Source organism: Streptomyces sp. NPDC059201 (genome assembly GCF_042754585.1).
Taxonomy (GTDB): Bacteria; Actinomycetota; Actinomycetes; order Streptomycetales; family Streptomycetaceae; genus Streptomyces.
This window is the reverse complement of record NZ_JBHZBB010000006.1, coordinates 41911-54545: the sequence shown is the minus strand read 5'-3', so window position 1 is coordinate 54545 and position 12635 is coordinate 41911. Positions and strand designations below refer to the sequence as shown.

Below are 12635 nucleotides of genomic sequence, written 5' to 3'. Positions count from 1 at the left end.
GGGTGGCGCACCTCTCACCCCGACGAGGCTCCCGGTGTGGCGTACGCCACTCCGCCGGGCCCGTGCGTCGCATGGAATTCCGCACGGACGGGTGTTTGAAGTAATTCCGTGCCATACAAACAGGCTTCCGGAATCACCCCCGGCGCCCCTAGGGCTGAAGGTCATCGGATTTTCCGACGGGGGTCCGGAATAAGGGGGCCGCTGAGACCCACTCCACATCACATCGTCATCACGAAGGGAGCGGATCGCCGGGGTCGCCTCCTCACCCCCTGTAACGTCGATTGGGTGCGTACCGACATCTTTGCCCGGCTGGACCGGGAGCCGGTCCCGCCGAAGATAGAGGTCCCGCGGATGACCCGGACGCGTCTCGCCCTCTTCGGCGGGACGTCGGCGTTCTATCTCCTGATCGTGGTGGCGGTGTTGCTGTCCACCTGGCTGGTGACCCTCGACTGGAAGATCATGCTCTTCCGTCCTTACCAGCAGTGGCCGGAGCTGCACGCGTTCCTGGACTACTACGTCGTCCTCGGCCAGCGGGGTCCGACGGCGGTGATGGTGGCGGCCTGGCTGGGCTGGCGCTCCTGGCGCCAGCACACCCTGCGGCCGCTCCTCTCCCTCGGCGCGGCGCTGCTGCTCCTCAACGTCACCGTCGGCGCGGTGAAGCTCGGACTCGGCCGCCTCGGCCCCCACTACGCGACACAGATCGGCTCGGCCGAACTGTTCGCGGGCGGCGACATATTTCCTTCCGGGCACACCGCGAACGCGGTGGTGACCTGGGGCATCCTGGCCTATCTCGCCACCACCCCGCGGGCCCGCCGCTATCTGTCGGCACTGTCCGCCGTGGTCGCCCTCGGCGTGGGGCTCACGACGGTCTACCTCGGGACGCACTGGCTGAGCGACGTGCTGCTCGGCTGGGCCGCCGGTCTGCTGATCCTGCTCGCGCTGCCGTGGTGCGAGCCGGTGATCGGCGTGGTGGAGGCGTGGATCCTGGACCGGCGGGACCGGATCAGGGAGCGGCTGCGGGCCCGGCGCCGGCTGGTTCCCTCGCTGCCGGTGGCGGCCGGCGGGCCGCGCCTGTTCCCCGCTCCGGCGGGGCAGGAGGACCCGGCCCGGGAGTCCGTGGGGGTGGCCGCGAGCCACGCCCGGGCGGCCCGTGCCAGGCCGTCGTCGGACCGTCTCACCGCCTGACCGCGACAGCCCGGTTGCGTACGCGAAGGGCCCCGGCCACACCGGCCGGGGCCCTTCGCGCGTCCGGGTCAGCCGATCCAGCAGCGGGTGACGGTGTCGTCCGCGACCTCGAAGTTGAGGCGTCCGGCGAGGTACTCCATGGTGATGATCGCACCGGGCGGGAGGGGCCGGACGACCCGCCAGCCGCGGGTGCGGGCGAGCTGGGCGGCGGCGTCCGCGTCGAGGCCCACATAGGACTCGGGCGCGTCTCGGGGCGGTTCGGGGCTGCGCGACATGGGTGCCATGGGGTTCACGTTAGTCCTCCCGCGGTCACGCTTGCGTCACAACTTCTCGACGGCCTCCGCGATGACCGTGTCCTCGGTGGGACCCCCCGATTCCGGCTGTTTCTCCGGTCATTCGAAAAGGCGGCCGGAGATTCGCACGAAGTGTTCGGGGCGGATTATCCGGGCGTCGCCCATTCCGGCCGAGGGGCCCAACCGGCGAATTCTGCGCGGACGTGTGCGCGGCTCCCTCACTGTTCCCTTACACAATGCTTACGCTGACCGGATGAGCACCGAGACGGCGGCCGGCACGGTGGATTCGGTACGGGAGCGGCACGGCCGGATCCTGATCGACTGGCTCACCACCACGGACCACAAGAAGATCGGTCACCTCTATCTGGTGACCTCGTTCGTCTTCTTCCTCTTCGCCGGTCTGCTGGCGATGGCCATGCGGGCGGAGCTGGCCCGGCCCGGGATCCAGTTCCTCTCCAACGAGCAGTTCAACCAGGCGTTCACCCAGCACGGCACGATCATGCTGCTGCTCTTCGCGACCCCCACCTTCGCCGGCTTCGCCAACGAGCTGGTGCCGCTCCAGATCGGCGCGCCCGACGTCGCCTTCCCGCGCCTGAACATGTTCTCGTACTGGCTGTTCCTGCTCGGCGGGCTGATGGTGATCGGCTCGTTCCTCACCCCGAGCGGACCGCCCGACTTCGGCTGGACCGCCTACGCGCCGCTGAACAGCGCCGAGCGCTCGCCGGGGATCGGCGCCGACCTGTGGATCATGGGGCTCGCGCTCTCCGGCTTCGGCACGATCCTCACCTCGGTGAACTTCCTCGCCACCATCGTCGCGATGCGCGCCCCGGGCATGACCATGTTCCGGATGCCGATCTTCACCTGGAACGTGCTCTTCACCGCGATCCTGGTGCTCATCGCCTTCCCCGTCCTCGCGGCGGCGCTGCTCGCCCTGGAGGCCGACCGGCGGTTCGGGGCGCTGGTCTTCGCCCCCGGCAACGGCGGGGCGCTGCTCTGGCAGCACCTCTTCTGGTTCTTCGGCCACCCCGAGGTCTACATCATCGCCCTGCCGTTCTTCGGCATCGTCAGCGAGATCCTCCCGGTCTTCTCCCGCAAGCCGATCTTCGGGTACGTGAGCCTGGTGGCCGCCACCATGACGATCACCGGCCTGTCGGTGGTCGTCTGGGCCCACCACATGTTCGCGACCGGGGCGGTGCTGCTGCCGTTCTTCTCCTTCCTCTCCTTCCTGATCGCGGTGCCGACCGGCGTGAAGTTCTTCAACTGGACCGGGACCATGCTGCGGGGCTCGCTCTCCTTCGAGACCCCGATGCTGTGGGCGACCGGCTTCCTGGTGTCCTTCCTCTTCGGCGGCCTGACCGGGGTGATCCTGGCCTCGCCGCCGATGGACTTCCACGTCACCGACTCGTACTTCGTCGTCGCCCACTTCCACTACACGGTCTTCGGCACGGTGGTCTTCGCGACCTTCGCCGGCTTCCACTTCTGGTGGCCGAAGTTCACCGGCAAGATGCTCGACGAACGGCTCGGCAAGGTCCACTTCTGGACCCTCTTCACCGGCTTCCACCTCACCTTCCTCGTCCAGCACTGGCTGGGCGCGGAGGGGATGCCCCGGCGGTACGCCGACTACCTGGCCGCGGACGGCTTCACGGCGCTCAACACCCTGTCGAGCCTCGGCGCCCTCCTGCTCGGGATCTCGACCCTGCCGTTCCTCTACAACGTGTGGCGGACCTGGCGGTACGCGCCGAAGGTCGAGGTCGACGACCCGTGGGGCTACGGGCGCTCCCTGGAGTGGGCCACCACCTGCCCGCCGCCCCGCCACAACTTCACGGCCGTGCCCCGGATCCGCTCCGAGTCCCCCGCCTTCGACCTGCACCACCCGGAGTTCGCCGTCTACGAGCGGATGCGGGTCACCAGCCCGCCCCCGACCCGGCGGGACGGGCGGGACCGGCGGGACACCCCGTAACGCCCGTCAGCGCAGCCCGAGGCGGCGCAGGGTGCGGCCGGCCGCGGCCTTGGCGGTGTACGCGGCGTCGATCGCCCGGCCCGTCCACGCGTGCCACGCGGCGGCGGCCGGGGCGTGCGTGCGGCGGGGCGCGTCGCGGGCGAGGAGTCCGGTCCACAGCTCCTCGTGGCGCGCGGCGATCCGCGCGGGGTCGAAGCGCTCCGCCGAGACGAGGGCCGCCCTGCCCGCCTTCGCCCGCAGCTCCTCGTCGGCCATCAGCTCGCGCAGCGCGCGGGCGACCGCGCCGGGGTCGCCGACGGGGACGAGCCGCCCGTCCACCCCGTCCTCGACGATCTCGCGCGGCCCGTGCGGGCAGTCCGCGGCGACCACCGGCAGCCCGCACCGCATCGCCTCCACGATCGTCATGCCGAACGCCTCCCGCTCGGAGGTGACCGCCGCGATGGAGCCCTTCGCCCACTCCGGCTCCATGGGGTGGACCTGGCCCATCAGCCGGACCTGCCCGCCGAGCCCGCGAGCCTCGATCTGCCGGGCCAGCGGCCCGCGCAGGTCCTGCACGGCGTCCCCGCTGCCGTAGATCCGCAGGCTCCAGTCCGGGTGGTCGGCGGCCAGTTCGGCGAAGGCGTCGACGAGGACGTCGTACCGCTTGACCCGGGTGAGCCGGCCGGCCGCCACCACCACCCGGGCGGACGGGTCGGCGGGCGGGACGGCGGGCACGGGCACGCTGTTGGGCACGGACGCGACCCGGACGGCGTCCGGCAGCCCGAGCCGCCGGTAGGCGCGCGCGTCGGCCTCGGTGACGGTGGTGACGAGGTCGAGGAGCGCGTACTCGTGGGCGATGTCCCGGCGCAGCCGGCGGCTGTGCCCGTCGAGGATCAGGTGTTCCTGGGCGACGAGGAGGGGCCCGGTCCCCCCGGCCTGCCGGGCCAGGTGCACGTTGAGCCCCGGCCGGGTGCCGACGACGACGTCCGCCCGCACCCCGCGCAGGTGGTCCCCGATCCGCGCGTCGGTGAGCGCGCTGTACTGCTTCCACCGTCCGTCGCCGCGCGGGAAGACCCGGGCGGGCAGGTGGAAGTCGGGGTGGTCGCCGTCGTAGTCCGGCGAGTCCTGCCGCAGGTCGACGAGATGACGGAGGGTCACCCCGGACGGCAGGCCGAGGCGCGGCCGGTCACGGTGGCGGAAGACCGAGACGATCTCCACCTCGTGACGTTCCGCCAGCTGTTCGGCGAGCGTGAAGGTGGTGCGGATCGTTCCGCCGTAGTGGTAGCCGTTGTGGAGCAGGAAGGAGATGCGCATCTGCCGGTTCCCCCCGGTCAGTTGGTCGGTCGGGCCGACTGTACTGCTCCGCCGGCGGCCTTCCTCACGGCCGGTAACCGAGCTGCGGGACGGTCGCGCAGTTCCGGGTCATCTCGCCCTGGCTCACCCACCCCCGCCCGTCCTGCCAGCGGGCCACCGAGAGACACGTCTCGCGGGTCGCGGGCGGGCTCTCCAGGCGCTCGAAGCGGACGGGCAGCAGCAGCCCCCGCGCGGTGTACGGCTCCGGGCGGTCCAGGTACGCCTCGACGCACGTCCGGGTGAGTCCGCCCTTGTCGGGGCGGGCGAGGCAGGAGCGGGCCGCGTCGGTGAACCACATGGCCGCCGCCCAGCCCTCCAGCTGCCACTGGGACAGCTCCCGGTCCCCCATGGCGGTCCGGAAGGCGCGGACGGCCGGGTGTCCGGTGTCCTCGAAGTTGCGGCTCGACCCGGTCACCCAGAGGGAGTCGCGGCAGGCCGGCGCCTCGGCGTAGGCGCGGGCCACGGAGGAGGTCCAGTTCTGCACGTTCGTCACCTTGGCGGTGACGCGGACGCCGAGCGCCTCCATCGCCTCGCAGAGCCGGGTGTTGCCGTGGGCGTCCAGCGCGTCGAAGACCAGGTCGACCCGGCGCTCGCGCAGATCGGCGGCGACGGCCCGGAAGTCGGGCAGGACGAAGTCGACCCGCTCGGTCACCACCCGGTAGCCCTCCGCCCGCAGCCCCTGCACGACGAGCCGGGCGTAGGCGGCGGAGGCGGGCTGGTCGTACGAGACGACGGCGGCGGTCCGCGCCCCCTGCTCGCGCGCGAACCACCGGTACACCTCGGTCCCGCCGTACAGGGTGCCGTCCCAGCCGGGCGAGGCGCCGGTGCGCGGGGCCGAGCTGCCGTAGAGGGAGTAGAGGTGGGGGTGGGTGTCGTAGGCGGGGGTGAGGGGCTGGCCGCCGATGTCGGGCACGCCGGCGCGGGCGACGAGCGGGGCACCCGCGTAGTCGAGGGCCGTGGTGGCGACGAGCGCGAAGACCTTCCGCTCGTCGAGGAGTTCGTGGACGCAGGCGGTGTTGCCGACGCCGCTGCCGCCGTCGTCGCAGGTCTCGACCTCGACCCGGCGCCCGTCGAGTCCGCCGGCGGCGTTCAGGGCGTCGAACCAGGCCAGGGCGCCGTCGCGCGGCCCGGTGAGGGCCTCGCCGCCGACGGGGCTGGTGGCGCTGGTGATGATGCCGACGCGGAGCGGCTCACCGCCGGAGGGGTTGGCGGTGGGCCGCGTCTCGAAGGCGCGTTCCGGGAGCCGGCTGCCGCACCCCGCGAGGAGGACGAGGAGGAGGACGAGCAGCAGGGCCGGGAGCCGCGCCGCGGCTCTCTCAGCAGCCCGGGACGGTGACACCGCTGAGCTTCACCAGGCCGCACAGGGTCTTCACGGAGACCTTCCAGGTGTCGTCCTGGAACACCGAGGTGCCCCGGGAGTCCGGCAGCAGCGGGTTGCCGCCGGCGAGCAGGTCGTAGGTGACGTCGGCGCCGGTCGCCGAGGTGAAGGCGACCCCGGTGACCTTCGCGGTGGTCGCCGCGGCCTGCGGGTTGCCGGCGAAGGCGGCGAGGACCTCCCGCATCTCCTCGCCGTTCTCCAGCAGCTTCACCCGCTCGGCGGCCGGGGTGTCCGCGGCGAAGAAGGCCGCCCAGTTCCGCTCGATCTCCGCGCGGGCGGCCGCCGGGTCGGCCGGCTCGTCCGCCGCCGGCGGCTCGGCCGTGGTGGGCGGCGCGGTGGTGGTCGTGGTGCCCGTCGAGTACCCGCCGTCGCCGTCCGAGCAGGCCGCCATGGTCGGGGCGAGAAGCAGTGCCGCCGCGGCCGCGAGGGCGGCCGCTCGTCGCCTGAGAACCATCTGGCTCACCACCGGGTGTGCGTGACGCGGGCCGTACGACTGATGGTTCCAGGGTCGGACGATACGGGGCAGATCGCAAGGATACGGGGCATAGTCGAGGGAAGAACCCGAAGCGGCGTGGCGACGGAGGCCCCTGGTGCCGACGGCCCGGATCCTGTGGTGGAGCGGCCTCGTGGCGGCCGCCGGGGGCGCGCTGCTGTGCGTCCTCGGCTGGTACGGGATCTCGGGCGAGCGTTTCGCCGAGCGCCAGCTGCCCTATCTCGCCTCGTGCACGGTCCCGGGGGCGGCCCTGATCGTGGCAGGCGCGGTGCTCGCGGCGACGGCTGCACGGACCCCCGGCCCCACCGGCCCCCTGCCCCCGGCCGAAGCCCCGGACGGAGCCCTGGACGGAGCCCTGGGCGGGTCCCCTGGCAAGGCCCCGCTCGCCGATCCGGGCGCCCCTCCTCCCCCGCCCTCCTCCGACGGCCCCCCGCTGCGCGTCCCCGGCGGCACGCTCGCGCACCGGCCGGACTGCCCGCTGATGGCGGGCCGGGCGGACGCGGTACCGGCCGCCGGGGACCCCGCCCTGGCGCCCTGCCCGGTGTGTGAGCCGTGGCCTCCCTGACGTACGAGCTGACGCTGGCCGGCCTCGCGGTCGGCAGCGCGGCGGCGCTCACCGGCATCGGCGTGATCGTCACCCACCGGGCGACCGGGGTGCTGAACCTGGCGCACGGCGCGGTCGCCATGATCTGCGCGTACGTGCTCCGCCAGTTCGTGGCCGTCTGGGGGTGGCCGCTGTGGCCCGCCGCCCTGGTCACCCTGCTGCTGGTGGCCCCTGGCCTCGGCCTGCTGCTCGACCGGGCGGTCTTCCGCCCGCTGGCCCGCGCCGGCGCGGGACCGGCCCGCACCCTGGTCGCCTCGACCGGCGTCTTCGTCCTCCTCGTCGGCGCGGCGGTCCTCCTCTGGGGCCCAGGGGCCAGGGACGACGCTCCGGTGCTGCTCGGCGACGACCCGTGGCTCCAGCTCGCGACGGTCGTGGCGGTCGCCTGCCTGGTGGCGGCGGTGACCCGGTGGACCCGCTTCGGGCGGCGGCTGCGGGCCGTCGTCGACAACCGGCCGCTCGCGGTCCTCGGCGGGGTGGACGCGGACCGGGTCGCGGCGGCCGGCTGGGCGTTCGGCGCGTTCACCGCCGGACTCACGGGCGTGCTGCTCGCCCCGTACGTCCGGCTCGACCCGTACGGGCTGCCGCTGCTCGTGGTGGAGGTGATGGCGGTCGCGGTCATCGCCCGGATGCGGTCGCTGCCCGTCGCGATCGGCGCGGCGCTGCTCATCGGGGTGACCCAGGCCCAGCTGACCCGCTTCCACCCGGAGGGCTGGGCGGAGCCGCTGCTGCGGTCGGTGGGGGCCAACCTGTTCGTGATCGCGCTGCTGGTCGCGGCCCTCGTCCTGCCGGGCATCGGCGGCAAGGGCCAGGACGCGCTGCCGCCCCCGCCCCGCGCCGCCCGTACGCCCCCGGCGCTCTGGCCCGTCGCCGCCGTCTGCTTCCTCCTCCCGTTGGTCGTGGCGGGCCCGGACCTGCGCACCGCGATCCAGGTCCCGGCGCTGGCGATCGTCCTGCTGTCGCTGACCGTGGTCACGGGCCGCGCGGGCCAGATCGCCCTGGGCCAGGCGGCCTACGCGGGCCTGGGCGCCCTCTTCACCGCGCTCCTCGCGGCCGCCGGCCTGCCCGCCCTCCTGGCCCTCGCCCTGGCCGTCCCCCTGGCCGGCGCGGCGGGCCTGCTGACCGCCGGACCGGCGATCCGGCGCCGCGGCCTCGCCTTCGCCCTGGCGACCCTCGCGGTCGGCGTCGCGGTGAGCCGCTTCGTCCTCACCCAGCCGTACGCGACGGCGGACCTGCCCGCCCCGCTCCGCCCGGCGGGCTTCACCACCGACCGCGCCTACTACGTCCTCGAACTGCTCCTCCTGACGGTCGCCCTGCTCCTGGTGGCGGCCCTCCGCCGGGGCCGGGCCGGGCGGGCGCTGGCGGCCCTGCGCGACCACGAGCCGGCCGCCGAGGCGGCGGGCATCGCCTCGACCGCCCTCAAGCTGCTCGCCTTCACATTGGCCGCGTCCCTGGCGGCCCTCGGCGGCGGCCTCCTCACGATGGGCGTGCAGGCCCTCGACCCGACCGCCTTCGACCCGCTGAGGGGCCTCCTCTGGTTCGCCGCGGTGGTGGTCCTCGGCGCCGACAACCTCCTGACCCCGCTGCTGGCGGCGCCCCTCCTGCTGACCCTCGACACGGCGGGCCCGGCCGGCGCGGCGGCCCTGGCCATCGGTCTCCTGGCCACCCAGACGGGCCGCGTCCCGCCCCTGACCGCCCTCCTCACACGCGCCCCGGCCCAGGACGCCCCGCGCAGCCTCAAGGGCACTCCCGAAGACCTCGGCACCGTCCGCCCTCCGCCGCCCGCGCCCGCCGTGCGGCTCCGCGCGGAGGGCCTGTGGTTCGTGCACCGGGGCGGCGTGACGGCCCTCAGGGACGTCGGACTGGTCGTGCCGACCGCGCAGGTCACCGCCCTGGTCGGCCCGAACGGCGCGGGCAAGAGCACCCTCTTCGACTGCCTGGCCGGGGCCGCCCGGCCCCGCCGCGGGCGGGTCCTCCTGGACGGCGCGGACATCACCGGCCGCCCCGCGCACACCAGGGCGCGGCTCGGCATCGCCCGGACCTTCCAGCAACCGGCCCTCTTCCCGTCACTCTCCGTCGAGGAGAACGTGCGCGTCGGCGCCGAGCACGGCCGGCACCGCGACCGCCCCGCCGCCGCCACCGAGCGCGCGCTGCTCCTGACGGGCCTCGCGGGACCGGTGCGCTCGCTGCCCTCGGCGGGCCTCCCGACCGGCACCCTGCGCCGGGTCGAGCTGGCCCGCGCCCTGGCGGGCGGCCCGCACACGCTGCTCCTGGACGAGCCCGCCGCCGGTCTGGACGCGGCGGAGACCCAGGCCCTGTCCCGGCTGCTCGCCGCGCTCGCCGCCGACGGCCTGACCGTCCTCGTGGTCGAGCACGACCTGGACCTCGTCGCCGGCATCGCCCGTTCCGTCCACACCATGGAGGGAGGCCGGCTCCGGTCATGAGCACGGAGATGGAGCTGTACGGCGCACGGGTCCGCTACGGCCCCCTGGAGGCCCTGCACGGCCTGGACCTGCCCGTCCCCGCGGGCACCGTGACCGTCCTGACCGGCCGCAACGGCGCGGGCCGCACCACGGCCCTGCGCGCGCTGGCCGGGACGGTACGGCTCGCGGCGGGCCGGGTGCTGTGGCGCGGCGAGGACGTGACGGGGCTGCCGCCGCACGAGCGGGCCCGCCGCGGGCTGTGCTTCGTACCGGACCGGGGCGCGGTGTACGAGGGCCTGACCGTCGCCGAGAACCTGGCGCTCGCGGGGCCGGACGCCCCGGTCCCGTACCCCGAGCTCCTCCCCCTGCTGTCCCGCGCCGCGGGGACGCTCTCCGGCGGGGAGCGGCGGATGCTGGCGGTGTCGCGCGCGCTGCTGCGTCCGGCGCGGGTGGTGCTGGTGGACGAGGCGGCCCTGGGCATGGCGCCGCCGGTCGCGGCCCGGACGTACGCGCTGCTCGGCGCCCTCGCCGCCGGGGGCGGGGCGGCGGTGGTGCTGGCCGAGCAGCGCGTGCCGGACGGGCTGCCGCGCGGCACGCTCCTGCACGAGCTGCGGCGCGGCTCCCGCGTCTTCAGCGGCGAGGCGGCGGAGCCGGCCGCCGCGCGGCGCCTCAGAGGGGCGCGATCCTGAGCATCGTCCCGACGTGGAGCTGGTTCGGGTCGGGGCCGATGAGGCTCTTGTTGGCCTCGTAGAGGCGCTGCCAGCCGCCCTTGACGGAGAAGCGGCGGGCGATGCCCGCGAGGGTGTCGCCGGGCTGCACGGTGTGGACGCGGCCGCTGAGCCCGTACCGCTTGGAGCAGACGGGCCAGGCGCCCCAGCCCTGCACGCGCAGGACGTCCTCGGCGACGGTGATCTGCTGCTGCCGGGTGGCCAGGTCGGCGCGGCGGGCGTACTTCAGGCCGCCGTACTCGATCCAGGTCGGCTGCCAGAACTGGAGCCCGCCGTAGTAGCCGTTGCCGGTGTTCACGTCCCAGCGTCCGCTGCTCTCGCACTCGGCGACGCAGCCCCACGGCCACTGGTCCTTGGCGCAGGCGTACGCGGGCGCGCCGGCCGGTCCCGGCGCAGGTGGCGGCGGCATCGCCCCGGTCGCGCCGCCCTTGGCCGCCTCCACGGCGGCCGCGGCGGCGGCGAGCGCGTCGGCTGCGGCCGCGAGCCCGGACTCGGCGGCGGTGCCCGCCACGTCCGGCAGCGCCGGTACGCCGGGGGCTCCCGGCACTCCGGGTGCTCCGGGCGCTCCGCCGCCGGGCCCGTCGTCGCCGGGCGCGGCGGCGGCGACGGGCGCCTGGTGGAGGGCGAGCAGCGCCGCCGCGGAGGCCGCCGCGAGCGAGCCGGCTGTCCAAAATCGGATCATCGACATCGCCGCAGGCTAGGTCGGGCTCCCCGGGCCCGGCCCCGTGCCGCGCGGAACACTGTTCACTTGCCACCCGGTCGGAGTCACCGGCGCCCGTGGCGCCCCGGCCCGCCCCTCCGCACGCGCCGGAGGCCCAAGTTGCCCGGCTTCCGCGCGTGACCCCGCCCGCGCCTGACCCGTTGAACTCGGCATGAGACACCCGGGAAAGGCCCGGGGTCCGTCCTTACCGACTCCAGGGAGCCCTCCGTGCCGCGCATGCTCGACGTCAGCGAGGACGTACGCGCCGAGATCGGCGACGAAGAAGCCGACCGGCTGCTCGCCGGCGACAACGCCCCGGGCAGCTACGACTGCACCTCCTGCCGCACGCCGGGCGACTCCGAGCAGGAGCGGACCAGCACGGTGCTGTTCGTCGGCGACGAGACCGCGGTCCTCGCGTTCGCCCACGCCAGCTGCATCCCGTCGCAGGTCGTCCGGGTCGCCGAGGACCAGCTCCAGGGCGCCGTCGCCTCCATCACGGCCGCCGACGCCGCCGACGCGCTGTCGGCCGCCCACCCCGAGCAGGCCGTGCTCGGCGTCACCAGCGGGCTCGTCCTGATCGACGGCGAGCTGCACCCGGCGCTGGTCGTGGAGCCGACCGCGCCGGTGGCCCGACCGGGGTCCGGCGGGCTCACCGACGAGTTCCTGCCGCTCCTCGCCGAGCAGGGCTTCCACCCGGTCGGCGACCTGAACAGCCGCCCGGCCGCGCTGCCCGGCTGGTCGGTCCTGGTCGCCATGGGCCAGCTGCACTCGGTGCTCCAGCCGGGCATCGGCGGCGCGGGCCAGACCGCCTGGTGGCAGGCGCACCAGCCGCTCCAGGTCACCGAGGGCTGGCGCGCGGCGGCCAACAAGTCGCACACGGTGCTGGTCTTCGCCGCGCCGGTCGGCTCGATCGGCCAGCAGCCGCGCGAGGACCTGCTGCGCGACGCCCTGGAGAAGGCCGCGGCGAACGGGCGCCTGGTCGCCGCCGCGATGCCGCTGGCCGGGACCTGATGGACGACGGGCGGCCGGGGATAGGGCCGGCGCGCGGGCCGGGGGTCCCGACCGTCCCCCGTCCCCGGCGGGCCCCTCTTTCGGAGAGCCGCCCGCATCCGACGGACGGCGGGGTCGTTGGCACCTACGTGCACCCATACGACCCCTTCCCCCAGCCTTATCCGATGCCGATCCCCGCCATGCGCCCGGCGCAGGACGTTCCGGCCGGGTACTCGACGACGCCGATCTTCGACGCCCTGTACTCGGAGTACCTCCGGTCGTTCCGCACGCTCCCGGGTGACCGCAGCGGCGAGGAGGGCCTGGCGTTCCGGGCCTTCGGCACGGCGATGAGCACGGGCCTCTCGGGGCTCTACGGCCAGCACGCGGCGTACCCGTCGGCCTGGTCGACGCCCCAGCACCACCCCCCGCAGGCGGCGCTGCCCCCGGGACCGCGCAGAAGCGTCTGAAGCCTCCGCGCCCCCGGGCGCGGGCGGAGGAACGGCCGAGGGCCGGAGTCGTGTCGGTACGACTCCGGCCCTCGGCCGTGCTCCG

General features: G+C 74.9%; 12 protein-coding genes. 7 read left to right on the top strand and 5 right to left on the bottom strand.

The features are described 5' to 3' along the window. Nucleotides 1–285: 285 nt before the first annotated feature. Nucleotides 286–1185: a phosphatase PAP2 family protein gene (locus ACFXMG_RS20390; protein ID WP_383818315.1), complete on the top strand. Its 900-nt coding sequence runs from the start codon at nt 286–288 to the stop codon at nt 1183–1185. A gap of 68 nt (nt 1186–1253) precedes the next feature. Here the strand turns inward: ACFXMG_RS20390 and ACFXMG_RS20385 are convergent, their stop codons facing one another. Next, nucleotides 1254–1469, bottom strand: coding sequence for an I78 family peptidase inhibitor (locus ACFXMG_RS20385; protein ID WP_383818317.1), 216 nt, complete (start codon nt 1467–1469; stop codon nt 1254–1256). A gap of 262 nt (nt 1470–1731) precedes the next feature. Here ACFXMG_RS20385 and ctaD point away from each other — a divergent pair, with 262 nt between their 5' ends. After that, nucleotides 1732–3438: a cytochrome c oxidase subunit I gene (gene ctaD, locus ACFXMG_RS20380; protein WP_383818319.1), complete on the top strand. Its 1707-nt coding sequence runs from the start codon at nt 1732–1734 to the stop codon at nt 3436–3438. A gap of 6 nt (nt 3439–3444) precedes the next feature. On the opposite strand, the gene ACFXMG_RS20375 is transcribed toward ctaD, so the two are convergent. The 3 genes from ACFXMG_RS20375 to ACFXMG_RS20365 all read right to left on the bottom strand — a co-directional run bounded on the left by ACFXMG_RS20375 (nt 3445) and on the right by ACFXMG_RS20365 (nt 6602). Then, complete coding sequence (locus ACFXMG_RS20375) at nt 3445–4731, bottom strand: glycosyltransferase (protein WP_383818320.1); 1287 nt, start codon at nt 4729–4731, stop codon at nt 3445–3447. A 64-nt stretch (nt 4732–4795) separates the two neighbouring features. Beyond that, nucleotides 4796–6109: an ABC transporter substrate-binding protein gene (locus tag ACFXMG_RS20370; protein WP_383818322.1), complete on the bottom strand. Its 1314-nt coding sequence runs from the start codon at nt 6107–6109 to the stop codon at nt 4796–4798. After that, on the bottom strand, nt 6087–6602 hold the full coding sequence (locus tag ACFXMG_RS20365) for a hypothetical protein (protein WP_383818324.1): 516 nt from the start codon (nt 6600–6602) through the stop codon (nt 6087–6089). The genes ACFXMG_RS20370 and ACFXMG_RS20365 overlap by 23 nt, the downstream gene beginning before the upstream one ends. A gap of 136 nt (nt 6603–6738) precedes the next feature. Here ACFXMG_RS20365 and ACFXMG_RS20360 point away from each other — a divergent pair, with 136 nt between their 5' ends. The 3 genes from ACFXMG_RS20360 to ACFXMG_RS20350 are packed head-to-tail and all read left to right on the top strand — an operon-like array spanning nt 6739 to nt 10354. Next, a complete protein-coding gene (locus ACFXMG_RS20360) occupies nt 6739–7206 on the top strand; it encodes a hypothetical protein (RefSeq protein ID WP_383818325.1) in 468 nt (155 codons plus the stop codon). Continuing rightward, entirely contained in the window at nt 7194–9686 is a 2493-nt protein-coding gene (locus ACFXMG_RS20355; RefSeq protein ID WP_383818327.1) for an ATP-binding cassette domain-containing protein, read from the top strand. Before ACFXMG_RS20360 ends, ACFXMG_RS20355 begins: the two co-directional genes overlap by 13 nt. After that, a complete protein-coding gene (locus ACFXMG_RS20350) occupies nt 9683–10354 on the top strand; it encodes an ATP-binding cassette domain-containing protein (protein WP_383818328.1) in 672 nt (223 codons plus the stop codon). The genes ACFXMG_RS20355 and ACFXMG_RS20350 overlap by 4 nt, the downstream gene beginning before the upstream one ends. Here ACFXMG_RS20350 and ACFXMG_RS20345 read toward each other — a convergent pair. Further along, nucleotides 10335–11081 carry a transglycosylase family protein gene (locus tag ACFXMG_RS20345; RefSeq protein ID WP_384119766.1) on the bottom strand — a complete coding sequence of 249 codons (747 nt, stop codon included), beginning with the start codon at nt 11079–11081 and terminating at the stop codon, nt 10335–10337. The two genes, ACFXMG_RS20350 and ACFXMG_RS20345, sit on opposite strands and share 20 nt — an antisense overlap. A gap of 240 nt (nt 11082–11321) precedes the next feature. On the opposite strand from ACFXMG_RS20345, the gene ACFXMG_RS20340 reads away from it, so the two are divergent. Together ACFXMG_RS20340 and ACFXMG_RS20335 are read left to right on the top strand one after the other, a co-directional pair. Then, complete coding sequence (locus ACFXMG_RS20340; RefSeq protein ID WP_383831069.1) at nt 11322–12104, top strand: hypothetical protein; 783 nt, start codon at nt 11322–11324, stop codon at nt 12102–12104. Between the two features lie 164 nt (nt 12105–12268). Beyond that, the gene (locus tag ACFXMG_RS20335) at nt 12269–12550 is read left to right on the top strand and encodes a hypothetical protein (RefSeq protein ID WP_383831066.1); all 282 of its coding nucleotides are present in this window, start codon (nt 12269–12271) and stop codon (nt 12548–12550) included. Nucleotides 12551–12635 lie beyond the last annotated feature (85 nt).

Coding starts and splice junctions, on each gene's coding strand:
- ACFXMG_RS20385 (WP_383818317.1), bottom strand. CDS start 1,469: ATGGCACCCATGTCGCGCAGCCCCGAACCGCCCCGAGACGCGCCCGAG.
- ctaD (WP_383818319.1), top strand. CDS start 1,732: ATGAGCACCGAGACGGCGGCCGGCACGGTGGATTCGGTACGGGAGCGG.
- ACFXMG_RS20375 (WP_383818320.1), bottom strand. CDS start 4,731: ATGCGCATCTCCTTCCTGCTCCACAACGGCTACCACTACGGCGGAACG.
- ACFXMG_RS20365 (WP_383818324.1), bottom strand. CDS start 6,602: ATGGTTCTCAGGCGACGAGCGGCCGCCCTCGCGGCCGCGGCGGCACTG.
- ACFXMG_RS20350 (WP_383818328.1), top strand. CDS start 9,683: ATGAGCACGGAGATGGAGCTGTACGGCGCACGGGTCCGCTACGGCCCC.
- ACFXMG_RS20345 (WP_384119766.1), bottom strand. CDS start 11,081: ATGTCGATGATCCGATTTTGGACAGCCGGCTCGCTCGCGGCGGCCTCC.
- ACFXMG_RS20335 (WP_383831066.1), top strand. CDS start 12,269: ATGCCGATCCCCGCCATGCGCCCGGCGCAGGACGTTCCGGCCGGGTAC.